The organism is Mesorhizobium sp. M0478, from assembly GCF_040321305.1.
GTDB lineage: Bacteria > Pseudomonadota > Alphaproteobacteria > Rhizobiales > Rhizobiaceae > Mesorhizobium.
Genome location: NZ_JAMYRH010000002.1, coordinates 477,486 through 501,218, shown reverse-complemented (window position 1 = coordinate 501,218; position 23,733 = coordinate 477,486). Strand labels below are relative to the sequence as shown.

The 23,733-nt window shown below is 63.3% G+C and carries 27 protein-coding genes; 12 read left to right on the top strand and 15 right to left on the bottom strand.

Features of this window, described 5'->3' with window-relative positions:
- Positions 1 to 23 precede the first annotated feature (23 nt).
- Together NKI64_RS06825 and petA are read right to left on the bottom strand one after the other, a co-directional pair.
- Positions 24 to 1,367 (bottom strand): cytochrome b, encoded by a 1,344-nt coding sequence (locus NKI64_RS06825; protein WP_023670028.1) that lies wholly within the window; start codon positions 1,365 to 1,367, stop codon positions 24 to 26.
- A 16-nt stretch (positions 1,368 to 1,383) separates the two neighbouring features.
- Positions 1,384 to 1,944 (bottom strand): ubiquinol-cytochrome c reductase iron-sulfur subunit, encoded by a 561-nt coding sequence (gene petA / locus NKI64_RS06820; protein WP_023670027.1) that lies wholly within the window; start codon positions 1,942 to 1,944, stop codon positions 1,384 to 1,386.
- A 259-nt stretch (positions 1,945 to 2,203) separates the two neighbouring features.
- Between petA and NKI64_RS06815 the strand changes: the two genes are divergently transcribed.
- The 3 genes from NKI64_RS06815 to NKI64_RS06805 are packed head-to-tail and all read left to right on the top strand — an operon-like array spanning position 2,204 to position 3,251.
- A complete protein-coding gene (locus NKI64_RS06815) occupies positions 2,204 to 2,479 on the top strand; it encodes a type II toxin-antitoxin system Phd/YefM family antitoxin (protein WP_023701566.1) in 276 nt (91 codons plus the stop codon).
- The gene (locus tag NKI64_RS06810) at positions 2,479 to 2,901 is read left to right on the top strand and encodes a type II toxin-antitoxin system VapC family toxin (protein ID WP_023670025.1); all 423 of its coding nucleotides are present in this window, start codon (positions 2,479 to 2,481) and stop codon (positions 2,899 to 2,901) included. Before NKI64_RS06815 ends, NKI64_RS06810 begins: the two co-directional genes overlap by 1 nt.
- A 5-nt stretch (positions 2,902 to 2,906) precedes the next feature.
- A complete protein-coding gene (locus tag NKI64_RS06805) occupies positions 2,907 to 3,251 on the top strand; it encodes a cupin domain-containing protein (RefSeq protein WP_023751250.1) in 345 nt (114 codons plus the stop codon).
- A gap of 20 nt (positions 3,252 to 3,271) precedes the next feature.
- Here NKI64_RS06805 and NKI64_RS06800 read toward each other — a convergent pair whose 3' ends face one another.
- The 5 genes from NKI64_RS06800 to NKI64_RS06780 are packed head-to-tail and all read right to left on the bottom strand — an operon-like array spanning position 3,272 to position 8,559.
- Complete coding sequence (locus NKI64_RS06800) at positions 3,272 to 3,580, bottom strand: DUF6665 family protein (protein ID WP_023683695.1); 309 nt, start codon at positions 3,578 to 3,580, stop codon at positions 3,272 to 3,274.
- A 1-nt stretch (position 3,581) separates the two neighbouring features.
- Positions 3,582 to 4,058, bottom strand: a complete 477-nt coding sequence (locus NKI64_RS06795; RefSeq protein ID WP_352655066.1) for a GNAT family N-acetyltransferase — start codon at positions 4,056 to 4,058, stop codon at positions 3,582 to 3,584.
- Positions 4,059 to 4,061: 3 nt separating this feature from the next.
- A complete protein-coding gene (locus NKI64_RS06790) occupies positions 4,062 to 5,945 on the bottom strand; it encodes an ABC transporter ATP-binding protein (protein ID WP_352667155.1) in 1,884 nt (627 codons plus the stop codon).
- 10 nt (positions 5,946 to 5,955) lie between these two features.
- Entirely contained in the window at positions 5,956 to 7,851 is a 1,896-nt protein-coding gene (locus NKI64_RS06785) for an ABC transporter ATP-binding protein (protein WP_352667152.1), read from the bottom strand.
- 27 nt (positions 7,852 to 7,878) lie between these two features.
- Positions 7,879 to 8,559: a hypothetical protein gene (locus tag NKI64_RS06780; RefSeq protein WP_352667149.1), complete on the bottom strand. Its 681-nt coding sequence runs from the start codon at positions 8,557 to 8,559 to the stop codon at positions 7,879 to 7,881.
- A gap of 171 nt (positions 8,560 to 8,730) precedes the next feature.
- Between NKI64_RS06780 and NKI64_RS06775 the strand changes: the two genes are divergently transcribed.
- Together NKI64_RS06775 and soxR are read left to right on the top strand one after the other, a co-directional pair.
- Positions 8,731 to 9,189 carry a tRNA (cytidine(34)-2'-O)-methyltransferase gene (locus tag NKI64_RS06775; protein WP_023814986.1) on the top strand — a complete coding sequence of 153 codons (459 nt, stop codon included), beginning with the start codon at positions 8,731 to 8,733 and terminating at the stop codon, positions 9,187 to 9,189.
- A 146-nt stretch (positions 9,190 to 9,335) separates the two neighbouring features.
- Entirely contained in the window at positions 9,336 to 9,782 is a 447-nt protein-coding gene (gene soxR / locus NKI64_RS06770) for a redox-sensitive transcriptional activator SoxR (RefSeq protein WP_352536625.1), read from the top strand.
- On the opposite strand, the gene NKI64_RS06765 is transcribed toward soxR, so the two are convergent.
- Positions 9,779 to 10,036, bottom strand: coding sequence for a hypothetical protein (locus NKI64_RS06765; RefSeq protein WP_023683688.1), 258 nt, complete (start codon positions 10,034 to 10,036; stop codon positions 9,779 to 9,781). The genes soxR and NKI64_RS06765 overlap by 4 nt on opposite strands.
- Positions 10,037 to 10,311: 275 nt before the next feature.
- Between NKI64_RS06765 and hemF the strand changes: the two genes are divergently transcribed.
- From hemF to NKI64_RS06750, 3 genes are all read left to right on the top strand, one after another.
- Entirely contained in the window at positions 10,312 to 11,226 is a 915-nt protein-coding gene (hemF, locus tag NKI64_RS06760) for an oxygen-dependent coproporphyrinogen oxidase (protein ID WP_023821609.1), read from the top strand.
- Between the two features lie 238 nt (positions 11,227 to 11,464).
- A complete protein-coding gene (locus tag NKI64_RS06755) occupies positions 11,465 to 11,725 on the top strand; it encodes a DUF1344 domain-containing protein (RefSeq protein WP_023670014.1) in 261 nt (86 codons plus the stop codon).
- 230 nt (positions 11,726 to 11,955) lie between these two features.
- Positions 11,956 to 12,141 (top strand): DUF1059 domain-containing protein, encoded by a 186-nt coding sequence (locus tag NKI64_RS06750; RefSeq protein ID WP_023670013.1) that lies wholly within the window; start codon positions 11,956 to 11,958, stop codon positions 12,139 to 12,141.
- A 6-nt stretch (positions 12,142 to 12,147) separates the two neighbouring features.
- On the opposite strand, the gene NKI64_RS06745 is transcribed toward NKI64_RS06750, so the two are convergent.
- From NKI64_RS06745 to NKI64_RS06735, 3 genes are read right to left on the bottom strand one after another with little or no spacing between them, the layout of a single operon-like run.
- Positions 12,148 to 13,419: a CCA tRNA nucleotidyltransferase gene (locus NKI64_RS06745; protein ID WP_352667146.1), complete on the bottom strand. Its 1,272-nt coding sequence runs from the start codon at positions 13,417 to 13,419 to the stop codon at positions 12,148 to 12,150.
- The gene (locus NKI64_RS06740; RefSeq protein ID WP_352667410.1) at positions 13,416 to 14,048 is read right to left on the bottom strand and encodes a CoA pyrophosphatase; all 633 of its coding nucleotides are present in this window, start codon (positions 14,046 to 14,048) and stop codon (positions 13,416 to 13,418) included. The genes NKI64_RS06745 and NKI64_RS06740 overlap by 4 nt, the downstream gene beginning before the upstream one ends.
- Positions 14,048 to 14,677 (bottom strand): DUF1285 domain-containing protein, encoded by a 630-nt coding sequence (locus NKI64_RS06735; RefSeq protein ID WP_352667407.1) that lies wholly within the window; start codon positions 14,675 to 14,677, stop codon positions 14,048 to 14,050. Before NKI64_RS06735 ends, NKI64_RS06740 begins: the two co-directional genes overlap by 1 nt.
- A 144-nt stretch (positions 14,678 to 14,821) precedes the next feature.
- Here NKI64_RS06735 and NKI64_RS06730 point away from each other — a divergent pair, with 144 nt between their 5' ends.
- The 4 genes from NKI64_RS06730 (at position 14,822) to NKI64_RS06715 (ending at position 21,851) form a co-directional block, all read left to right on the top strand.
- Positions 14,822 to 15,826, top strand: a complete 1,005-nt coding sequence (locus tag NKI64_RS06730) for an AAA family ATPase (RefSeq protein WP_023670009.1) — start codon at positions 14,822 to 14,824, stop codon at positions 15,824 to 15,826.
- Positions 15,826 to 16,740 carry a DUF58 domain-containing protein gene (locus tag NKI64_RS06725; RefSeq protein WP_023744281.1) on the top strand — a complete coding sequence of 305 codons (915 nt, stop codon included), beginning with the start codon at positions 15,826 to 15,828 and terminating at the stop codon, positions 16,738 to 16,740. The genes NKI64_RS06730 and NKI64_RS06725 overlap by 1 nt, the downstream gene beginning before the upstream one ends.
- On the top strand, positions 16,737 to 19,562 hold the full coding sequence (locus NKI64_RS06720; protein ID WP_352667141.1) for a DUF4159 domain-containing protein: 2,826 nt from the start codon (positions 16,737 to 16,739) through the stop codon (positions 19,560 to 19,562). Before NKI64_RS06725 ends, NKI64_RS06720 begins: the two co-directional genes overlap by 4 nt.
- Before the next feature lie 207 nt (positions 19,563 to 19,769).
- Positions 19,770 to 21,851 carry a hypothetical protein gene (locus NKI64_RS06715; protein ID WP_352667138.1) on the top strand — a complete coding sequence of 694 codons (2,082 nt, stop codon included), beginning with the start codon at positions 19,770 to 19,772 and terminating at the stop codon, positions 21,849 to 21,851.
- A 44-nt stretch (positions 21,852 to 21,895) separates the two neighbouring features.
- Here NKI64_RS06715 and clpS read toward each other — a convergent pair whose 3' ends face one another.
- The 4 genes from clpS to NKI64_RS06695 all read right to left on the bottom strand — a co-directional run bounded on the left by clpS (position 21,896) and on the right by NKI64_RS06695 (position 23,518).
- Positions 21,896 to 22,201: an ATP-dependent Clp protease adapter ClpS gene (clpS, locus tag NKI64_RS06710; RefSeq protein WP_023728267.1), complete on the bottom strand. Its 306-nt coding sequence runs from the start codon at positions 22,199 to 22,201 to the stop codon at positions 21,896 to 21,898.
- A 243-nt stretch (positions 22,202 to 22,444) separates the two neighbouring features.
- Entirely contained in the window at positions 22,445 to 22,792 is a 348-nt protein-coding gene (locus NKI64_RS06705) for a hypothetical protein (protein WP_023713954.1), read from the bottom strand.
- Between the two features lie 153 nt (positions 22,793 to 22,945).
- Positions 22,946 to 23,176, bottom strand: a complete 231-nt coding sequence (locus NKI64_RS06700; RefSeq protein WP_352518301.1) for a hypothetical protein — start codon at positions 23,174 to 23,176, stop codon at positions 22,946 to 22,948.
- 39 nt (positions 23,177 to 23,215) lie between these two features.
- A complete protein-coding gene (locus tag NKI64_RS06695) occupies positions 23,216 to 23,518 on the bottom strand; it encodes a hypothetical protein (protein ID WP_352667133.1) in 303 nt (100 codons plus the stop codon).
- Positions 23,519 to 23,733: the final 215 nt, after the last annotated feature.

The window sequence follows — 23,733 nt, the reverse complement described above, 5'->3', positions numbered from 1 at the left end:
GCCAAATCCCCTTAGATTCTCACTCAGCCTTTGGTTTCCGGCGCCGCGGTCGCACCGGCCGGATGTCCCCCTCCGGCACCCTTGTTCTTCTCCAGCACCGCCTCGGTGATCGAATTCGGCAGTCTGCGTGGCGTCTCGATCAGGCCAAGCACCGGCAGGATGACGAGGAAGAAGGCGAAGTAGAACAGTGTCGCCGCTTGAGCGTAGCCAACGTAGTTGCCCGAGACCTCACCTATCAGGAGGGTCAACAGACCGCCGCCTTCCGCCGGCTGCGAGCCAAGCCAGCCAAGCAGGACAGCGTCGGCGACGAACAGCCAGAAGAACAGCTTGTACCAGGGCCGGTAGACCGCCGAGCGCACCTTGGAGGTGTCGAGCCACGGCACCAGGAACAGCATGACGATGGCGCCGAACATGCACAGCACGCCACCGAGCTTGGAGTTGATCGGCCCGATGTTGAAGGTGATCGCGCGCAGGATCGCGTAGAACGGCAGGAAGTACCATTCCGGCACGATGTGGGCCGGCGTCTTCAGCGGGTTGGCGATCGTGTAATTGTCCGGATGGCCGAGAAAGTTCGGCAGGTAGAAGACGAAATAGGCGAAGAAGAACAGGAACACGATCATGCCGAATGCATCCTTGATGGTCGCATAGGGCGTAAAGGCAACGGTGTCGGTCTTCGATTTCACCTCGATGCCGGTCGGGTTCGACTGGCCGACCACGTGCAGCGCCCAGACGTGCAGCACGACGACGCCGGCGATCATGAACGGCAGCAAATAGTGCAGCGCAAAGAAGCGGTTGAGCGTCGGGTTGTCGACGGCGAAACCGCCGAGCAGCAGTTCCTGGATCCAGTTGCCGACCAGCGGAATGGCACTGAAGAAGCCGGTGATGACGGTGGCGCCCCAGAAGCTCATCTGACCCCAAGGCAGCACATAGCCCATGAAGCCGGTCGCCATCATCAGCAGATAGATGATGCAGCCGAGGATCCACAGCAGCTCGCGCGGCGCCTTGTAGGAGCCGTAATAAAGCCCGCGGAAGATGTGGATGTAGACGGCGACGAAGAAGAACGAGGCGCCGTTGGAATGCATGTAGCGCAACAGCCAGCCCGAATTGACGTCGCGCATGATCTTCTCGACCGAATTGAAGGCGAGGTTGGTGTCGGCGGTATAGTGCATGGCCAGCACGATACCGGTCAGGATCTGCGCCACCAGCATGATCGTGAGGATGCCGCCGAAGGTCCACGCATAGTTAAGGTTGCGCGGCACCGGATAGGCGATGAAGCTGTCATAGACCATGCGCGGCAGCGGCATGCGGGCGTCGAACCAGCGTTCGATACCGGTCTTGGGCGTATAGGTCGAGTGTCCCTCGCTCATCGAATTATCCCCTGCCTCAACCGATAAGGATTTTGGTATCGGAAATGAACTTGAATACCGGCACGGCCATGTTTTCCGGCGCCGGGCCTTTGCGGATGCGGCCGGCGGTATCGTACACCGAACCGTGGCACGGGCAGAACCAGCCGCCGAAATCGCCTTCCTGGCCAAGCGGAATGCACCCCAGATGCGTGCAGACCTGCACCATCACCATCCAGGCTTCCTTGCCGGGCGTGGTGCGGTTGGCGTCGGTCGCCGGCGCATCGGCGGGCAGATTGGCGTTGCGGGCAATAGGATCCTTGAGGTCGGCAAGGTTCACGGCCTCGCCGTCCTTCATCTCCTGCTCGGTGCGGTTGCGCACCACGACCGGCTTGCCGCGCCATTTGACGATCAGCGACATGCCAGGCGTCAGCGAGGCGACGTCGACCTCGACCGAGGCCAGCGCCAGCGTCGAGGCATCGGGGCGCATCTGGTCGATGAAGGGCCAGGCAACGGCGCCTGCGCCAACCACTGCGGCCATGCCGGTGGCGACGTAGAGAAAATCACGACGGTTGGGATCCTGGGTGTCGGTTGCGCTCACGGGTGCCTGATCCTTTCGCCTCTTCCGAGCCGGCGGCCGAGCTTTGTCCCCGCTCCATCGCGCCGGCCCGACAGCGCATGGCGAACAAGCTAGCGAATTCCTCCGGCATTTGGATTTCGGTTTATGCGTGAAGCCCGTTTTTGTCCAGCGGGCTGAGGCCACAAGGGCAGATTGTCGCGGGCGTTCCGCACGAAGAGAAATTTGACGAGCTTGGCCGAATGTAGCAATATGTCTACATCTTCCGGATGGAGGTGTTGATATGAATATCTCGACGAAGACGATAACCATCATGTCGAGCCGTGAATTCAACCAGGACACGGCGCATGCCAAACGGGCAGCCAAGAACGGGCCGGTCATCATTACCGACCGCGGCAAGCCCTCCCATGTGCTGATGTCGATGGAGGAATATCAGCGTTTAGAGAAGAAGCCGAGAAGCCTCGCGGACGCGATTGCCGATGATCGCCCCGAAGCAGATTTCGACTGGGAACCACCTCGCCTGGAAGGACCGTTTTTCAAGATTCCCGAACTCGACTGATGTTCATTCTTGACACCAATGTCGTTTCGAATCTGCGTCGTCGGGACAAGGCCGATCGCAACGTTTTGGCCTGGTCAGAGACCCACGACATCGCCAGCTTTTTCATGTCGGTGATTTCGATCCTGGAACTCGAAATCGGAACATTGCTCTTGTCGAGGAAGGATACTCGCCAGGCCACCATGTACCGTGAGTGGTTGGATCAGACACTCATTCCACAGTTTGACGACCGGATATTGAGCATAGACACGGCTGTTGTCGTGCGTTGCGCAAACCTCCACGTTCCCGATCCAAAGCCGGAGCGCGACGCCCTCATAGCCGCTACCGCGCTCGTCAAAAACTTGACAGTCGTGACCCGCAACACCAAGGATTTTGAAGGCACCGGCGTGAAGCTTTTCAACCCCTGGATACCGACGAAGGGTTAGAGGCTATGGCACACATCATCGACCGCGAGACCTGGACCAGGACGCCCGGCCGCTGGCAGGGCGAACTGCAATGCGGCGCCTACGACTCCAACTCCTGCCTGATTTTCAACTATCAGGAAGAGATTGGCGGCGGCCCGCGCGTGCACACGCATCCCTATTGTGAAATCTTCATCATCCGGCAAGGCACCGGCCTCTTCACGATCGGCGACCAGCAGATCGAGGCCACGGCCGGCCAGATCCTGATCGTGCCGCCCGATACGCCGCACAAATTCACCAATCTTGGCCCAGGCCCGCTCGAAACGACCGACATCCACGAAAACGGCAGCTTCATCACCGAATGGCTGGAATGAATGTTGCCGGCTGGTGACCTCTAGCTTGCACCGAGCCTGACCAGCACGGCCCTTGGGATATCGTATTCGCGGATGACCGACTCATGCCGGCGCAGGCCGCAGAGTTCACGCTGGATGAAATAGGCGTGCACCGCTGCGGCAGCCTCCTTGAGCAGCCGCGGTCGCTGCTCCTCGTCGTCGTTGTTCTGACGGAGCTTGGCCAGCGTTTCCTCGACCCGTTGGCCGGCACGGCCGAGCGCTGCGGCCTTTTCAGCCAGTATCTCATGGCCGAGGGCGTCGAACGCGGCTTCGGCAGCCGAGGCGCCTAGGGATGGCGGACGCAGTGACATCTCAGCCTCCTTTTCTGTCTTGAGAGAGCATCATGCGGTGCGTGACGAATTCTTCGCCCACCACCGGCTGGAAGCCAAGCCGTTCATAGAACCCAAAGGCTCCTTGTGGCGCGCGGGTGTTCAGCACGGCAAAATGCTGACGTGCCCTGTCAATGACGGTCTCGACCAGCATGCGGCCAACGCCGCTGCGGCGATGACGCGCGCTGACGAACAGGTGCCTGACCCGGCCGTGGTCCCTGCCTTCGAAATAAGGATCGATGTTCAACCCGCACACACCAGCGAGTTCTCGGCCATGCCATGCGCCAAACAGCGCCTCGCCTCGTTTCAGGAACTTATTGCAGCCGCCTGCCCAGCCATCCGCCAGCCGCACCAGCATCCAGTAGCCCTCCAGCCGGCTCTCCTCCTTCAGCGCATCGAAGGCCGGCGCGGTTGGCCGCAGCCGCTTGAGGACGTAGCCGATATCAGGCGACGCTGCCATGCCCTACTCCGCCGGCCGTGTCTCTTCCAGCACGCTTTCCTCGTGGTAGAGGAAGCCGCCGGACTGCCGCTTCCACAGCCGCGCATAGAGCCCGTCGAGCGCCACCAGCTCGTCATGCGTGCCCTGTTCGATGATGCGGCCTCCGTCCAGCACCACAAGACGGTCGAGCGCGGCGATGGTCGACAGCCGATGGGCGATGGCGATGACCGTCTTGTTCTCCATCAGCCTGGCCAGATTCTCCTGGATCGCCGCCTCGATGTCGGAATCGAGCGCCGAGGTCGCCTCGTCGAGGATCAGGATCGGCGCATCCTTGAGGAAGACGCGGGCGATCGCGACGCGCTGGCGCTGGCCGCCCGACAGTTTCACGCCGCGCTCGCCGACAAAAGCCTCGTAGCCGGTACGGTCCCGGTTGTCGCGCAGGCCCAATATGAACTCGTGCGCCTCGGCCTTCTTCGCCGCCGCGATCACCTCGGCGTCAGTTGCATCCGGCATGCCGAGCTTGATGTTGTCGCGCAGCGAGCGGTGGAACAGCGCCGTGTCCTGGCTGACCACGCCGATATTGGCGCGCAGCGAGTTCTGCGTCACCTCGGCGACGTCTTGCCCGTCGATCAGGATTTTGCCGCTCTCGAGGTCGTAGAGGCGCAAGATGAGGTTGGCGAGCGTCGTCTTGCCCGCGCCCGACGGCCCGACCAGCCCGACCTTCTCGCCAGGCTTGACCACAAGGTCGATGCCATTCAGCACGCCAAAACCCTTGCCGTAGTGGAACTCGACATTCTTCACCTCGATGCGGCCGCCGGCGACGACAAGCTCTTTCGCATCCGGCGCATCGACAAGGCCAAGCGGCTGCGAGATCAGCGCCTTGGAGTTTTCCAGGACGCCGAGATTTCGCAATATGCCGTTGAGCTGCATCATCACGCGCCCGAGCAGCATGTTGAGCCGCAAGACCAGCGACAGCGTGAACGCGACGGCGCCGACGGTGATCGACCCTTCGACCCAGAGATAGACGGCAAAGCAGCCAATCGCGGTGATCATGATGCCCGACAGCGTCGTCAGCGCCATGCGCACGCCGGTCAGCCGGCGGGTGAAGGGCCGTAGTGCATCGAGATAGATGTCGAAGCCGTTCTTGATGTAGCGGTCGTCGCCGTCGGCCGAGAATAGCTTCAGCGTCTGCACGTTGGAATAGGAATCGATGATGCGCCCATTGATCATCGAGCCAGCTTCAGCCGTGGCCTCGGCATGCCTGCGGATCGAGGGCAGATAGAGCTTGGCCAGCCAGGCGAACGCGAGGATCCAGATCAGCACCAGCACGGCCAGGCGCAGATCCAGCCCGGCGACCAGCGCCAAGGTCGTCACCGTATAGATGAGCATGAACCAGATGACCTCGATGAAGCTCTCCATCAGGTCGCCGGTCGCCTGCCCGGCCTGCCAGACTTTTGTCGCGATACGGCCGGCGAAATCGTTCTGGAAGAAGGTGTAGGACTGCCGCGACACATGCCGGTGCGCCTGCCAGCGCACCAGATTGTAGAAGCCCGGCGTGATCGTCTGTTCGTTGACCAGCGCCGACAGGCCGACGACGACTGTGCGGATGACCGCCACCACGACGATCATGAACACCAGTTCAGGACCGGCGGCGGTCCACAGCGCATTCCAGCTGCGCTCGCCAGGAAGCTGGTCGAGAATATCGACCAGCCGCCCGACGAAGTAGAACAGCCCGGCCTCGATCAGCGGCGCAATGCCGCCGATGACCAGCATGGCGAAGAAGGCGAACTTCGCCTGGCCGACATAGTGCCAGAGGAAGCCGCCGACGCTTGACGGTGGCCGAAGGTCCGCCGGCTCCCTGAACGGATAGACCCAGTCCTCGAACCAGCGATAGACGGCTGTCATCATGCTGACGTCATCACTCTGCGGCTTCACCCTTCACGCCGATGTCGTTGGCAACAGCGTCATTGGCGGCATCGACCGGACCGTCATCGAGCAGGAACCCGCCCGACTGGCGCTGCCAGAGCTGCGCGTAGAGCCCGCCGCTGGCGACGAGTTCCTCGTGCGACCCCTCCTCGATGACACGGCCCTTGTCGAGGACGACGAGCCTGTCCATCGCCGCGATGGTCGACAGCCGGTGCGCAATGGCGATGACGGTCTTGCCTTGCATGAGCTTGTAGAGATTCTCCTGGATGGCGGCCTCGGCTTCGGAATCCAGCGCCGACGTCGCTTCGTCAAGGATAAGTATCGGTGCGTCCTTCAACATAACGCGAGCAATGGCGATGCGTTGCCGCTGGCCGCCGGACAATTTGACGCCGCGGTCGCCGACATGAGCGTCGAGCCCTTTACGTCCGGTGTGATCCGAAAGCCTGCCGATAAACTCCAGCGCCTCGGCCCGCCCGGCTGCCTCGACAAGCATTTCCTCCGTCGCATCGGGCCGCCCGTAAAGAATGTTGTCGCGCACGGAACGATGCAGCAGCGAAGTGTCCTGCGTCACCATGCCGATCTGCGCGCGCAGCGAATCCTGCGTCACCGAAGCGATCTCCTGGCCGTCGATCAGGATCCGGCCGTTCTCGAGGTCGTAGAACCGCAACAGGAGATTGACCAGCGTCGACTTGCCCGCGCCCGAGCGCCCGACAATGCCGACTTTCTCGCCGGGCTTCACCGTCAGCGACAGGTTCTCGATGACGCCCTTCTGCTTGCCATAGTGGAAACGAATGTCGTTGAAGCGGATCTCGCCCTTGGTGACGGCAATGTCCTTCGCCCCCGGCCGGTCTTCGACCAGGCGCGGCAGCGAGATCGAGGCGATACCGTCTTGCACCGTGCCGATGTTCTCGAACAGGCTCGACATTTCCCACATGATCCACTGCGACATGCCCCACATGCGGAGCACGAGGCCGATGACCACGGCGACGGCGCCGATCGTCACCGCCTGGCCGAGCCACAGCCACAGCGCCGTCGCCGTCACCGAAAACAGGAGCAGCGCGTTGAGGATATAGAGCAGCCCGTAAAGCACCGTCACCAGCCGCATCGACCGGTAGACCGTGTCGAGGAAGCCTGCCATGCCTTCTTTGGCGAACGTTGCTTCGCGCCGTGCATGGGAAAACAACTTGACCGTCTGGATGTTGGTGTAGCTGTCGACGACGCGGCCGGTCATCGTCGAGCGCGCATTGGCCTGCGCCTCGCCGACCTTGCCCAGCTTCGGGATGATATAGCGCAACAACCCGATATAGCCGAGCAGCCAGACGCCGAGAGGTGCCGCCAGCCGCAAGTCGGCCGAGCCGACGATGAACAGCATGCCGAGGAAATAGACGATGACGTAATTGAGCACCTCGATCACCTTGATGACGCATTCGCGCACGGCGAGTGCCGTCTGCATCAGCTTGGTGGCGATGCGGCCGGCAAATTCGTCCTGGTAGAAGCTCATCGACTGCTTCAAGAGATAACGATGCACCTGCCATCGGATGCGCATGGGGTAGTTGCCCATCAGCGTCTGCTGGTTGAGCAAAGAATGCAGCCATACCGTACCCGGCAGCGCGAACAGCACGACGAAGGCCATGCCGGCGAGCTTCCAGCTCTCGGTCTGCAGGAAGGTTTCGCGGTTCTGCCCGGACAGCCAGTCGACGATGTGGCCCATGAAGCCGAACATCCACACTTCCGCGATGGCAATCGCCGTCACCAGCACCGCATCGACGATGATGTATGGCCAGGCGCCGCGCGTATAATGCACGCAGAAGGCAACCAGCGTCTTCGGCGGCTCGACCGGTTCCGCTGCGGGGAACGGATCGAGCCTTCTTTCAAACCAGCTAAACATAGGGATGCTCACAAAACTGTTGTCCGCTCATGCGGCGCGGGAAAAATCCCCGGGGCGCTCCGCGTCCCCAGACCGTACGTCGGCGGGGACTGACGGCCCGGAATCACCCGGGCCATCGGTCCTGCTTCGCGCAATATAGGGACTTGCGGGCTTTTCACCGACAGAAGCGTTCGACTGAACTGACGGCACGCCGCCGCCAGCCCGGTTTTTCGCGCCCGGCCGGATCAGCCGGATGATCCGGCGCACCAGCGACGGCCGGCTGTGGTCGGGAACCGCACGCGAGAAATCGACATCCGGCAACATGCCGCGATGCGGACGCCGGCGCGTCTCGGCATGAACCGCCGACGAATAGGTCTCGCCGACCAGCAACGCCCAGGTCGCCGTCTTGCGTTCGTGCAGGCTTGTTGAACCAGGTATCTTATAGGGATCGAACATCGGTCCGTCCTCCGTGTGAAAATAGACATAAAAAGGCGAAGCAATGTCGTGCGCCGGCATTCGGCCGGAGGCACGGATTGCATCCGTCGGGACACGAGGATAGGCCTCGGTCGCGACATGCTCAGCTGGGGCGCTTGGCCCCTTTAACCGGTTGAAAAACATCGCAGGATTCCTTCGAGAGCCGAAATTGGGTTCGGCGGGAATCGGTGCGATCAGATCTAAGAAATCAGGTAAATCGTCGTACCGAAACCGCCGGAAGGCAGGTAAGCCCACGGGAGGGGCGCTGGATGTGCATGGTCATCATGAAATACCCCTCCATCGGTTCGGGTTGACAATGCGTGCGGTATAATCGACTTCGCAGAAAATGGCCACCCGCAGGTCCAGCAATTTCCAAAACCAGCCACCCGCTGTGGCCGATCTGCCACTTATTAGAAAGACGCGGAAATGAACCACCGTCTCCGCATCGCCCTCTACCAGCCTGACATCGCCGGCAACACCGGAACTATCCTGCGCTTCGCCGCCTGCCTCGGCCTTGGCGTCGACATCATCGAACCAGCCGGGTTTCCGCTCTCCGACAAAGCGCTCAAGCGTGCCGGGATGGACTACCTCGAAATGGCTGCCCTGACCCGCCATGTCGACTGGAACGCCTTCGAGGATTGGCGCAAGGGCGAAGCCTGCCGGCTGGTGCTGCTCACCACCAAAGCCGCGACCCCCTATGCGGGCTTCAGCTTCGCCCAAGGCGACATCCTGCTGTTCGGCCGCGAATCCGCCGGCGTGCCGGATCCTGTCCATCAGGCGGCGGATGCGCGGCTGACGATCCCGATGCAGCCGGGCACGCGCAGCATCAACGTCGCGCTGTCGGTCGCCATGGTCGCCGGTGAAGCCATCCGGCAGCTCGGCTAGACCCTTCAGCGCGTTGTCGTCATCGCCAACGGCCGTTGCGTCTTGCATCATTCTCACCCAGGCGCACATCGCCTTCTCCTCAATTGCCCTATCGACGTTTCCTGGCTACAAGCTCAACTTAAGTTGAGGTCAAGCGGAAAATCGAGATGGCTCCGGTAAAGGAATTGACGGTCGGCCAGGTGGCGATGCGCAGCGGCGTGGCGGTGTCGGCGCTGCATTTCTACGAGGCGCGCGGGCTGATCCGCAGCCACCGCACGTCGGGCAACCAGCGGCGCTATGGCCGCGACGTGCTGCGGCGGGTGGCAATCATCCGGATCGCCCAAGAGGTCGGCATTTCGCTAGCCGAGATCGGCGCCGCACTTGAATCGCTCCCAGAAGGCCGTACCCCGACGCGCGAGGACTGGAACCTGTTGTCGACCGGCTGGCGCGACGACCTCGATCGCAAGATCACTCAGCTAAAGAAGCTGCGCGACGGCCTGACCGACTGCATCGGCTGCGGCTGCATGTCGATCGACAAATGCCCGCTGCGAAACAGGGAAGATCGCTTGAGTGCGCAAGGGCCGGGCGCAAGGCGACTGCTTGCGGAATTCTAATCCGCCGCAGGCAGCCGCCGTATCGTGAATTCGATGACGTCGCCTGGCCGTTCGAACCAGCTTTCGATCTCGGTCCAGTAGGCCTGCTTGGGAAAGCGTTCGAACCATTCCTTGGCTTTGAGCCGCGCATCGGGGCGCGGCAAGACAAAGGTCTCCCGCAAAAACCCGTCACGCGGCATGCGCTCGCGCTCGGCGCGTGAACGATCGAGCCTTTTCTTCAGGCCATGCAGCGGCGGTCTTGCCGGCGTGCGCATGAAAGAACTCCTGGGCCGAACCAGATGACACTTGACCCTTGCCCCTAAGAGATTAGGGATCGCGCCCGGAAAAGGCTAGTGGTCCGATTCCAACATTCGCCTCCCTAATCCCCAGGCGCCGTTGCGAATGTTGGAATCACAAGGACCGCTAGCAAGTTTATGTTTCTGGTGGAGTTTTCGAATTTGACATTTGGATCGTGCCCTGCGCCACGCTGTGTGCAAATGTCAAATTCACTCCACTAGATCCTTTGTCGGCCGCGACCGGAGACAGCATTTTGGAACGACCAGAAATACCGGCAGGCCTGCCACCCGACATCGAACAGAAGAAAATGAAGGCCAGGCTCTGGTTCGAGACGCTGCGCGAGCGCATTTGCACAACCTTCGAGCAGATCGAACAGGAACTGCAGGGACCACTGGCCGAATGGTCGCCCGGCAGCTTCGAGAAGACGCCGTGGGAACGCGACAATGGAAAGGGCGGCGGCGGCGCCATGTCGATGATGCGCGGCCGCGTCTTCGAGAAGGTCGGCGTCCATACTTCGACCGTCTATGGCGAATTCTCGCCCGAATTCAGGAAGCAGATGCCCGGCGCCGAGGAAGACCCGAGCTTCTGGGCATCAGGCATTTCGTTGATCGCGCATCCCTGGAACCCCAACGTGCCGGCCGTGCACATGAACACCCGCATGGTCGTGACGTCGCGCCACTGGTTTGGCGGCGGCGCCGATCTGACGCCGGTGCTCGACCGCAACCGCACGGAAGATCACCCCGACACGGTCGCCTTCCATCGAGCCATGCAGTTCGCCTGCGAGAAGAACGCTGCGATCGCCGACCACCCCAAATTCAAGGCCTGGTGCGACGAGTATTTCTATCTGCCGCACCGCCACGAGCCGCGCGGGGTCGGCGGCATCTTTTTCGACTGGCTGCATTCGGGGGAGGAGAAAGGCGGCTGGAATGCCGATTTGAACTTCGTCCAGGATGTCGGGCGTTCTTTCCTTGTCGTCTACGGACACCTGGTTCGCGCCCATTTCAACGAGAACTGGACCGACGACGACCGCGACGAGCAGCTCATTCGCCGCGGCCGCTACGTCGAATTCAACCTTCTTCACGATCGCGGCACCATCTTCGGCCTGAAGACCGGCGGCAATGTCGCTTCGATCCTGTCCAGCCTGCCGCCGGAGGTCAGGTGGCCGTAAAAAATCGGTGAGCGAAACGTGAGCCGCATTGACGTCCCATTCGCCGAATCTGGGCAGCCAATGTGGCATCGCCATTATCTTTTTCGTCTAATAGGCGATTGAAATAAAACGACTATTTGTCGTTTCGGGCCGGGAAGCGCCGGCGGTTCAGTCCCGAACCGCGACACGACGCTACCGGACGGCCCTGAACAAGGCGGAGCATTTTCCAAACGGATGCCCGCATTTCCAGGAGTATTACATGCGAAAGCTCATTGTTTCGGCAGCCGCCGCTGCCCTTCTCGCTTCCGGCTCGATTGCCTTTGCCGCGGTCAAGCACACCACGGGCACGGTCAAGACTTATGATGGCACGGCCATGAGCCTCGTTCTGGACGATGGATCGACCTTTACGCTGCCCAAGACCTTCAAGGATCCTGGCCTGAAGGCCGGCGAAAAGGTCCGCGTTTCCTGGGACATGAGCGGCAAGAACAAGGTTGCCGAGTCCGTCAAGATCGTGAAGTGACCGGGACAAGACCGAACGGTCTCGCCTTGGCTTAGCCTGACAAGAGGGGCGGAGCAGCGCTGCTCCGCCTTTTTCGCACCCACGGCAACCAAAATGGTCGAACCGTGTTATGCTAGCTCCCCCGTGCGTGCCCCCGAAACCGACTGCTGTGACAGGGCGCGGAACAGAGACGGCGGAGCTTCGTGTGCCCATGAGAGGCACAGGCTCCAAGGAGGAAAGGAGAAAATCCCATGAAGGAATTCCATTGCGGCTCGCTGGTTCCCGGCTGTGAGTGGCACACGCGTGCCGGTGAGGAAGCCGAGGTCATGCGCCGCGCCGTCGACCATATGCGCGAGACACATGGCGAAACGGTCATTCGCGAGACGATGATCGAGGCGATCCGCTCGCGCATCGAGAAAGTTCGCGACGCGGCCTGAGCAGTCCTATCTGGCCTTCAAGGCTTCCGCGGCGCGCTCCAGCAGCGCGTCGCGATCGAGCGCAAAGCCGGACCCGATCCATTCCTTTTCCAGGTTTTTCAGGATCGCACCGAGTATTGGCCCCGGCGACGCGCCAAGCGCCGTCAGATCGCCGCCCTTGACTGGGAACACCGGTTTTTCCCATTTCAGCGCAAAAGCGAGCAGGCGCGAAAACCCGCCGGCCTGAACCAGCGCGTCATTGTCCTCGAGAGCCCGCGCTCGCGCCGACGCCAGCGACAGCCGCAGGCGATCGAGAAAACCCTGGCGCTCGCCGGAATAGAGTTTCTTGGCCAGTTCCGCTTCGCTTGTCTTGGGCTCGACGGCAGCCGTCAGCGCCCAGTGGCGCAGGCGCTCCGCCTCAGTGGTCGAAAGTTTCAGCCGCTTGGCCAGTGTCTTCATCCTCTCCGCATCGGGCGGCACGATCGCCTCCAGCCTGAGCAGCGGGTCCGGCGCCCAGCCCAGATCCTTTTCTGTCTTGGTCAGCCCATGAATGGCATCGATGCCCCATTTCTCGCTTTCCGGCAGGGCGCTGGTGAGCACGCCGGCCTGGCGCATCCACAGCAAGGCGCGCGACGGATCTGGGGCCGATAACAACTTCTTCAGCTCGGACCAGATGCGTTCGGCCGAGAGATGGGCGAGACCGTCCTTGAGCCGGGCGCAGGCCTTCAATCCCTCGGCATCGGGCCGACCCTCGCCATACCAGGCAAAAAAACGGAAGAAACGCAGGATGCGCAGATAGTCTTCGCGGATCCGCTGCTCGGCATCGCCAATGAAGCGCAGCCTTCGTGCCTCGATATCGCCGACGCCGCCGACCAGGTCGACGACCGTCCCGTCAGCCTCCGCATAGAGCGCGTTGATGGTGAAATCGCGCCGTTCGGCGTCGGCCTTCCAGTCGCGGCCGAACGACACTTTAGCGCGGCGGCCATCGGTCTCGATGTCGGCGCGCAGCGTGGTGACCTCATAGGGCGCGCCGCCGGCAATCACCGTGATCGTGCCGTGCTCGATGCCGGTCGGCACCGCCTTGAAGCCCGCCGCCTCGGCGCGGCGAACGGTTTCCTCGGGCAGGCAAGTGGTAGCAAGATCGATATCGGCGACCGGCTGCCCAATCAGCGCATTGCGCACCGCACCGCCCGCGATGCGGGCTTCCTCGCCGCCCTGCGCCAGCACGGCAAGCAGCCGCTGCAGATGCTTTTCACCCAGCCAGTCGGCTCTGCCCGCCAGCGACACCGGATCACTCAAGCATAGAGCCTTTCATAGAGGGTGCGGATGATGCCGGCGGTGACGCCCCAGATGCGCTGGCCGCCATAGGGCATATCGTAGAAGAACCATTCCAGATCGTTCCACATGCGGCTGTCCCTGGTGTGGTTGGCCGGATCCATCAGGAACGAAAGCGGCACTTCGAAGGCGGCGTCGACCTCGTCGGAATTGAGCGACAGCGTAAAACCGGGCTCGACGATCGCCAGCACCGGCGCGATGCGATAGCCGCTGCCGGCGACATAATCGGGCATGCGGCCGATGATCTCGATGCGGTCCTGGCCGAGCCCGATCTCCTCGAAGGTTTCGCGCAAGGCCGCTGCTTCCGGGGTCGCATCGGTGGGATCAATGGTGCCGCCGGGAAAAGCCACCTGCCCGGAATGGCTGCGCAGTTTTTCCGCCCGCTTGGTCAAAAGCACGGTCGCATCGCGTCCATGATCGACGACCGGGATCAGCACCGCGGCGTCGCGCAGCGCTTTGAGCTGCGTCAACCGTGGATGGCCGGGGTTGAAGCGATGATCGCCATAATCGTCGCCGGCATGGGCTTCAGCTTGCGCCGCGACCCGCACGCGAAAATCCGCTGTGGAAAACGGCGGCGGCCTCACCTGATCCATCATGCGCTCAGCCGCTTCAGTTTTTCCGCCGGCATGATCGGATAGATTTCGCCTTTCGAGCGCACGGCAAACATCGTCTTGCCGCCGATATCGATCTCCTCGCCATGCTCGACCAGTTCGTACATCACCGGCCGCGCCACCAGCGCTTCCAGCCGCCCGCGCACCAGCACATAGGGCTTCAGGCCGCCGGTCTCGTTCTCGTCGACGAAGCGCAGCGGATGGCCAGGTCCGGCCTCGACGACATCGCCGACATTGGTGCGGAAAGTGATGGTCTGCTCGGCGCCGGCGCCGGAAACATCCATTTCAACCGCGATGAAAGGCGCGTCCACGACGCGGATGCCGACCCGTTCGACCGGCGTCACCAGATAGGTCCTGCCATCCTCGTCCTTGCGCAGCACGCTGGAAAACAGCTGCACCAGCGGCATGCGGCCGATCGGCGTGCCGAGATAGAACCACGTTCCGTCCTGTTTGACCTCCATGTCTAGATCGCCGCAAAAGTCGGGATTCCAGCGCTCCACCGGCGCCGCGCCCTTGCCGGCGCGAGCCGCACGCGAGATCAACGCTTCGAGACCGCGCGCCTCGGTTGCGGCAGCAAGGCTGTGTTCGCGATGTTCGGAGCGTTCCGTCATGGTCACGAAATAGTCACTGTTGTTCCGCTTGTCAGCCTAAGTCTGTGATTTAAATTCATTCGTAGGCGCCAGGCGAAGCCGAATCGCGGCATTCTAAGGCACTACAGTGCAAGCCGGTACTTCCAGCACAAGGATCGATGCGGCATGAGCGTAATGGTCAAGGAAAGCCCAATCAGCGAAAAGGACATGATCGCCCAGGCCGAGACGGCGCTGGCCGATATTTCCAGGGTGCGCGACGGCGTCGGCCGCGTCATTTTCGGCCAGGAAGTGGTGGTCGAGCGCACGCTGGTGGCGCTGCTTGCCGGCGGCCATGCGCTGCTGGTCGGCGTGCCCGGCCTTGCCAAGACCAAGCTGGTCGAAACGCTCGGTGTCGTGCTCGGCCTCGATTCGCGCCGCATCCAGTTCACACCCGACCTGATGCCGTCGGACATTCTCGGCTCAGAGGTGATGGAACAGGACGAGGCCGGCAAGCGCTCCTTCCGCTTCATCTCCGGCCCGATCTTCGCGCAATTGCTGATGGCCGACGAGATCAACCGCGCCTCGCCGCGCACCCAGTCGGCGCTGCTGCAGGCAATGCAGGAATATCACGTCACCATCGCCGGCATTCGCCACGACCTGCCCGCGCCCTTCCATGTACTGGCGACGCAAAACCCGCTGGAGCAGGAAGGCACCTATCCCCTGCCCGAAGCGCAGCTCGACCGCTTCCTGATGCAGGTCGACATCCTTTATCCCGAAATCGAGGCCGAGCGGCGCATTCTGCTGGAGACCACCGGCATCGAGGACGCCAAGGCGCAAAACGTGCTGCAGCCGGCGCGGCTGAGGGAAATCCAGACGCTGATCCGCCGTATGCCGGTGCCCGAAAGCGTCGTCGACGCCATCCTCAAACTGGTGCGTTCGGCGCGTCCCGGCCAGGGCAATGCCGAGACCGACAAGCATGTCGCCTGGGGTCCCGGCCCGCGCGCCAGCCAGGCGCTGACGCTGTGCGCCCGTGCGCGCGCGCTTTATGACGGGCGGCTGGCGCCGTCGGTGGACGACATCCGCGCGCTGGCCGAACCGGTGCTGCAGCACCGCATGGCGCTGACCTTTGCCGCCCGCGCCGAGGGCACGACCGTGCGCGACGTGGTAGCGAAACTGGCCAAAGGAATCTGATGGCGCGTATCGGCGAAGTCCAGGCACCGGCAGCGACGCGCGACGCGCTCGCCAGGGGCCGGTTGCGGGCTTCGCTGGTGCCGGACCTGCTGGTCGAGGCACGCCGTATCGTCAATACGGTAATTGCCGGCTGGCATGGCCGCCGCAAGCGCGGCATCGGCGAGAATTTCTGGCAGTTCCGCCCCTATGTCGAAGGCGATTCCTCGCGCATCGACTGGCGCCGTTCGGCCCGCGACGACCACACCTATGTGCGCGACCGCGAATGGGAAGCAGCCCACACCGTGTGGCTTTGGGCCGACCCATCGCCCTCCATGCTCTACAAATCGACTGGCGCCGGCGTTTCCAAGGAATCGCGCGCGCTGGTGCTGGCACTGGCCATGGCCGAATTGCTATCTCGCAGCGGCGAGCGCATCGCCTGGCCCGGCCTGACCGATCCGTTCACCGCCCGCAACGGCGCCGAGCGCATCGCGGCGCAATTGATGCACGCCGCCGACCCGCCAGCAAAGCCTGACCTGTCCGCCATCCGCCGCTTCTGCGACATCGTCGTCGTCAGCGATTTCCTCGACCCGGTCGAGGAGACCATGGAATGGCTCGATGTGCTGGCGCGGCATGGCGTGCGTGCGCATCTGATCGAGGTTGCCGATCCGGCGGAGGAGACCTTTCCCTATGCCGGCCGCACCGAATTCACCGATCCCGAGACCGGCGACAAGCTGACCGCCGGCCGCGCGGAAATGCTCGGCGACGAATACCGCCTGCTCTACACCGCCCGCCGCCAGGAGCTGGCCAGCTGGTGCAAGCGCCTCGCCTGGAGCTACACCGTCAACCACACCGACCGCCTCGCTTCCGAGGCGCTGGTGCGCATCCACATGGCGATGACCGCCGATGGCGCATTCGTGGGAAGGGCCGGCGCATGAGCTGGCTGCCGCTCTCCTTTGGCGCTCCCATGGTGTTGTGGGGCCTGCTCGCGCTGCCGGTGATCTGGTGGCTGCTCAGGCTCACACCGCCCAAGCCGCAGTCCGAAATCTTTCCGCCGCTGAAGATCCTCGCTCGCGTGCTGAAGCGCGAGGAAACGCCGCAGCAGAGCCCGTGGTGGCTGACGCTGCTGCGGCTGTTGATGGCAGCCCTTGTCGTCGCGGCATTAGCCGAACCCGTCTTCAATCCGCGCGAAAAATTGCCGGCCGAGGGCGCCGCCCTGGCGCTGGTCATCGACAATGACTGGGCGAGTGCCGCCGACTGGGGCAAGCGCGTCGCCACCGCCCAGCGGCTGATTGCCGATGCCGGTTCGAACGGCGTACCGGTCGTCATCGCCTTCACCGCCGAAAAGCCGAACGCCGAGATCGGCCCCTTCGATGCGGCGGCTGCCCTCGACCGGCTGCGCGCCGCCAAGCCGAGGCCGATTCCGACCGACCGACCCGCTGTCTATGCCCGCGTCGCCGGCGTGCTGGAAACCTTGCCCGGCGCCAGCGTTGCCGTTCTCGCCGACGGCCTTGCGGCAAAAGGCGACGAGGCCGCCTTCAACACACTGCTGTCGAAAAACGCCGCCCGTGTCGTCTGGGCCGATTCCGACCGGCTGGCGCTGACTGGGCTCACCGGCGCCGAGAACGAGGTCGACGGCTTCGCCCTGACCGCCATCCGCGCGCCCGGCGACCCGGCGCCGGCACAAGTCACCGCCGGCGCCTTCGACGACAAGGGCCGCCGCATCGCCGACGCGACGCTGACCTTCGCGCCGGGTGAGACCACCGCCACCGGCACGATGGCGGTGCCGTTCGAACTGCGCAACGACTTCGCCTCGATCGCGCTCGACGGCGAACGCCAGGCAGGTGCGGTGCGCGTGCTCGACGAAAGCTCCAAGCGCCGCCGCGTCGGACTTTTATCGCAGGCCGAGGCCGACCAGGCGCAGCCGCTTCTGTCGCCGCTCTATTACATCAGGCGGGCGTTGCAGCCTTTCGCCGATCTGGTCGAACCGTCGAGCGTCGATCTCGCCGACGCCATCCCGCAGCTTCTCGACCAGAAGCCGGCGATGATCGTCATGGCCGACATCGGCACCATTCCGCCGCAGGTCCATCAGCGGCTGGTCGACTGGGTCGACAATGGCGGCACGCTGGTGCGCTTCGCCGGTTCGCGGCTGGCCGCCGCCGGCAATGACGACGACCTTCTGCCGGTCAGGCTGCGCACCGGCGAGCGCTCGCTTGGCGGCGCGCTCTCCTGGACGACGCCGCAGGCGGTGACCGAATTCCCGAAGAACGGCCCGTTCGCCGACCTCGCACCGCCGGCCGAGGTCACGGTGAGCCGGCAGGTGTTGGCCGAACCGACGCCAGACATCGTCGAACGCACCTGGGCAACCCTTGCCGATGGCACCCCGCTGGTGACCGGGTTGAAGAAGGGCAAGGGCACGCTGGTTCTGTTCCACATCACCCCGGAAGCGACATGGTCGACGCTGCCGATCTCCGGCAGCTTCGTCGAGATGCTGCGGCGCATCGTGCAGCTGTCGCGCAACCAGGGTGCGGCGGTTGCCAACGCCGAAGCCGCTGCTACGTCGCTGGCGCCTTATCGCATGATAGCCGCCGACGGCACTTTGGTGCCGCCGACGCCGGACGCGCGACCGCTGGTCCCCGGCGCCGGCTCGCTGCCGGTGACGTTCGAGAACCCGCCCGGCCTCTATGGCTCGGAAACCGGCGTTTTCGCCCACAATCTGCTCGACCCGGCCACCGCCTTCGCGCCGCTGGTGCGCCCGCAATTCACAGTGCCGGTGACCAATATCCAGTACGCTTTCGATGAATCGCGCGACCTCAAGGGATCGCTGGTCACAGCGGCACTTGTGCTTATGCTGCTCGACACGCTGGCGGTGTTCTGGATGGGCGGGCTGATCTCGCGCCGGCCGCGCCGCGCCCGATCGGCCGCGGCAACGACAACTGCGCTGCTGCTTGGCCTTGGCATGCTGTTTGGCCATGCCGACCTCGCCCGCGCCGACGACGCCAAGCCCGGCGATGCCGCCGCTATCGAGGACATTGCCAAGACCCGCATCGCCTATGTGCTGACCGGTGTGCCCGGTGACGATTCGATCAGCCGCGCAGGGCTCGAAGGCTTGACCCGCTTCCTGATCGAGAAGACCGCGCTCGAGCCGGGCGCGCCGGCGGGCGTCGATATCTCGAAGGACGAGCTTTCGTTCTATCCGCTGATCTACTGGCCGATCGATCCCTCCGCGCCGATGCCGAGCCAAGCCGCGATCGCCCGCATCGACGCCTATATGCAGCAGGGCGGCACGGTGCTGTTCGACACGCGCGACCAGTTCGCCAACGGCATCGGTGCGGATTCGGCGAGCCCGGCGACGGAACGGTTGCGCGACATTCTCGGCAATCTCAACGTGCCGCCGCTGGAGCCGGTGCCCGCCGACCATGTGCTGACCAAATCCTTCTTCATCCTGCCCGAATTTCCCGGCCGCTTCTCCGGCAGCCCGCTCTGGGTGGAAGCCTCGCTCGAGGCCAGCAATGCCGAGAATCGGCCGGTACGCGTCGGCGACGGCGTCTCGCCGATCCTGATCACCGCCAATGATTTTGCCGGCGCCTGGGCCGTCGACGAGAATGGTGACCCGCTTTTGCCGACCGTGCCATCGGATCCGATGCAGCGCATCTATGCGCTGCGCGCCGGCGTCAACATCATGATGTACATGCTGACCGGCAACTACAAATCCGACCAGGTGCACGTGCCGATCCTGCTCGAACGGCTGGGGCAGTAGGATGGCAGTATTGGCTAATTTCGTCTCGATCCTGTCTGGCGCCGGCGGCGCAGCCTCACCCTCCCCCTTTTGGGGAGGGTTGGCTCGCTGTCGCAGCGAAGCGAAGACAGTGAGCCGGGGTGGGGGTGCAGCGCCAGCGCTCTGTCGCCTACCCCCACCCCGCTCCGCTACGCGGATCGACCCTCCCCACAAGGGGGAGGGTAACCCATGAACTGGTCGATTTCCTTCGAACCGCTGCTGTCCTGGCCCTTGCTGGCTTTGGTGCTCGCACCGCTGCTGGTGCTGGCGGCTGTCGGCTTGTGGTTTCGCCAGCGCGGCGCGATCTTCCGCTTCGCGGCGCTGATTGCGCTGGGCGCAGCACTCCTCAATCCGGTCTTCCTCGATGAGGAGCGCGAGGCGCTGAAGAGCGTCGTTGCCGTCATCGTCGACCGCAGCCAGAGCCAGGATATCGGCGACCGGACCAAACAGACCGACGAAGCGCTTGCCGGTTTGCAGCAGCGCCTTGGCCGCTTCAAGCAGTTCGACGTCCGCGTCGTCGAGGCCGGCAAGTCGGAAGCCGCCGACGAGCGCACCGAGACCAAGCTTTTTGCAGCGCTTGAAGGCGCCTTCCGCGACGTGCCGCCCTCGCGCATCGGTGGCGCCATCATGATCACCGATGGCGAGGTGCATGACGCACCGGCCGCCCCCGACTTCAATGCGCCGCTGCACGCGCTGATCACCGGCAACGAGCACGAGAAGGACCGCCGCATCCGCTTCGAGAACGCGCCGCGCTTCGGCCTCGTCGGCAAGCCGCTCGACATGACCTACCGCGTCATCGCCACCGACGGCGAAACCGGCCCGGTCGATGTCCGCGTCTCGGTCAATGGCGAGCAGGTCGCGGTCGAAGAGGCGACCATCGGCCAGGCGATGCTGCTGCAGGTGACCATCCCCGGCGCCGGCCGCAACATCGTCGAACTCTCCATTGACCGCGAGCCGGGCGAACTGACCGACGCCAACAACCGCGCCATCGCGCTGATCGACGGCATCCGCGAGAACTTGCGCGTGCTTTTGGTTTCCGGCGAACCGCATGCCGGCGAGCGCACCTGGCGCAATCTGCTGAAATCCGACGCCTCGGTCGATCTCGTCCATTTCACCATTCTGCGGCCGCCGGAAAAGCAGGACGGCACGCCGATCAACGAACTGTCGCTGATCGCCTTCCCGACCCGCGAGTTGTTCGTCGAGAAGATCAAGGATTTCGATCTCATCATATTCGACCGCTACCAGCACCGCGACGTGCTGCCGATCCTCTATTACGACTACATCTCCGAATACGTCGAAAAGGGCGGCGCGCTGCTGATCGCCGCCGGGCCAGAATATGCCGGCGACGCCTCGATTGCCCGCACCCCGCTAATGTCGTCGCTGCCGGCAATGCCGACCGGCGAAGTCATCGACAAGGCCTTCTATCCGCGCCTCACCGATCTCGGCCAGCGCCATCCGGTGACGCGCCGCCTCGACGGCTCGGCGACCGAGCCGCCGCGCTGGAGCCGCTGGTTCCGCACCATCGGCGTGCAGAACCCCGAAGGCGAAGTAGTGATGAAGGGCGCCGACAACCGCCCGCTGCTTCTGCTCGACCATAAGGGCGAAGGCCGCGTCGGCATGCTTCTGTCCGATCAGGGCTGGCTATGGGCGCGCGGCTTCGAGGGTGGCGGGCCGCATGTCCAGCTTTACCGCCGCATCGCCCACTGGCTGATGAAGGAACCTGAACTCGAGGAAGAGCGGCTGACCGCCGACGGCCGCGGCATGATGCTGGAAATCCGCCGCCAGACGATGAGCGACGATCCCGGCCCGGCGCAGGTGATCACCCCTTCGGGCAAGGCGCTGATCGTCAAGCTGGAGAAGTCCGAACCCGGCGTTTTCCTAGGCAGCATCGAGACCAAGGAGATCGGCCTCTACCAGATCGGCAATGGTGACCTGACCGCACTCGCCCATGTCGGCCCGGTCAACGCGCCGGAATTCTCCGACGTCGTCTCTACCGAGGACCGCTTGAAGGCTCCGACTGAGGCCACCGGCGGCAGCGTGCGCCGGCTGGCGGCCTCCACCCTTGGCCAGCTCACCGGCAGCGTCGCCCTGCCCTCCATCGTCCCGGTCCGCGCCTCCGGTGCGGCCTCGGGCGCAGACTGGATCGGCCTGCGCAGCACCGACGACAGCGTGCTCAAAGCCGTCTCGCGCGTACCCCTGTTCGGCGGCTTCCTCGGCCTTTTCCTGCTGCTGCTGGCCATGGGCGCGATGTGGTACAGAGAGGGACGGTAAGGATCCCTTCTCCCCGTCACTATACGGGGAGAAAGACGCTCAACCTACTCCTCCGGCTCCGTCGTAAACAGCAGCGGGTACCCCTTGGCCTTGGCCGCGTCGATGGCCCGTGTCGCCTTGGTCTCGGCGACATCCCTGGTGAAGACGGCAACGACGCAAACGCCGAGCCGGTGCGCGGTGATCATCACCCGGTTAGCCTGGTCTTCGCTGAGCTTGAACTCGCCCTTCAGCACCGTCACCACGAATTCGCGCGGCGTAAAATCGTCATTGATGAGGATGACCTTGTAGAGCTTCGGCCGCTCGGTCCGCGGCTTGGTCTTGGTGCGGGGTTTGGAACTGATTTCAGGCATCGGGAACCGGTATCGCTAGAGCATGATGCCGAAAAGTGTGAAACGGTTTTCGGACGACATCATGCTCTATTCCTTGATTTAGAGCCGGATTCAGATTTCAGGTCGAACAGACCTGAAATCATCCGGCTCTGGGGTCGCTCTCACTTTGTCATGGGGGAAAGCCGTCGTCCATTTTGATCGGCGCGCCAAACCGGCTTCCCGGAAGTGCTGCCGTTCACAAATTTAGGAAGTGTATGCTGCGGTTCAACGGCCCTGGCGATTGGCGACGCGACGAGCCTGGAATTGCCGTGCGCTGGATGCCGCATCCGGCCTTGATCCGGCCGCCTTGTATTCGACCCAGGCGACCGCGAGCCAGCCGAAGAAGCAGGCCAGCGCCGCGCCGGTGATCACGGTAAGCAGCAGGCTTTGCCATGGTGTGATGTATTGCCAGCTGCTGGAGATTGCCGGTGCAAACAGCGACGGCTCCGTGCGCCCGCTCACCGGATCGGGCACCGGGCTGGCGGTGAACTGGATCAGCACCCTGACCATTGCCGAGGCCACAAGGCCGCCGATGGCCATCGAGCGCAGAATGGATGAAAGCCGCTTCTTCATGCGGGCTATCCTACCGGATCTGCATTGCAAACGGGTTAAAGTCCTGGGTGGCCGGCACCCATCAACGGGTAATCATGCTCACACGACAAGGCCGCTCCAGCCGGGGGGGTGCTGGAGCGGCCTTGTTACAGACAAGCCTGTTGGCTGTCTGGATCAGGCCTTCGGGGCGTCCGTCTTGACGACCTTCTTCGCCTTCTTGTGCTTCTTGACGGGCTTCTTGGCGACGACCTTCTTCACCGGGGGCTTGGCGGTCGTGGTCGCCGGAGCGGTGGTCGTGGAAGCAGCCGGAGCAGCGGTCGTGGTGGCAGCGGCATTGCCCAGAGCCGGCATTGCGAAAGCGAGAACGACGGCGAGACCGGTGGCGGAGAGGATGGACTTTTTCATGGCTTCATTTCCTTCTTTGTGCGGGTCGAGTTTCGAGTGTCACTGAACCGGGTCGATCGGTGTCACTCCAAGCAGCTTCAAAGCGTTCGCGAGCATCCGGATACCCTGTGCCTGTTTCTTGTTGGCGCAGAACCGGTTTCCCTTTCTTTGCAGTGCTTTCGCCGCGGTGACCTGCGTTGCCGCGGCATGGGTTTCAAGGGCTTCGTCTACCTGGCGATTGAGATCGATGCAGCGCTCGCTCCTTGTGATCGGCGTCACCTTTGCGTTTGTGGCTCCGACCGCGGCTGTGACGAGCGGAATGCTGAGCAGCGCACCCATCAAGCTGATCGTGAACCTGTGCATTGGTGATGTCCGTTACTCCGGAGACTTCGCGTCGCAGCCGATGTACTGACCGCCACGGCACCCTTTATGCCCTTGATTTTTTTCGGGAGTTTTTCCGGACTATAGAATTTTGTTTCTGAATTGTTTCTGGCAAATCGGCTTTGCCGGCGATCATCGCCGCTGGCCAACATGTGGCCAGAATTCTATCGTGTGGGTGACGCCACAGAAGCAGACTC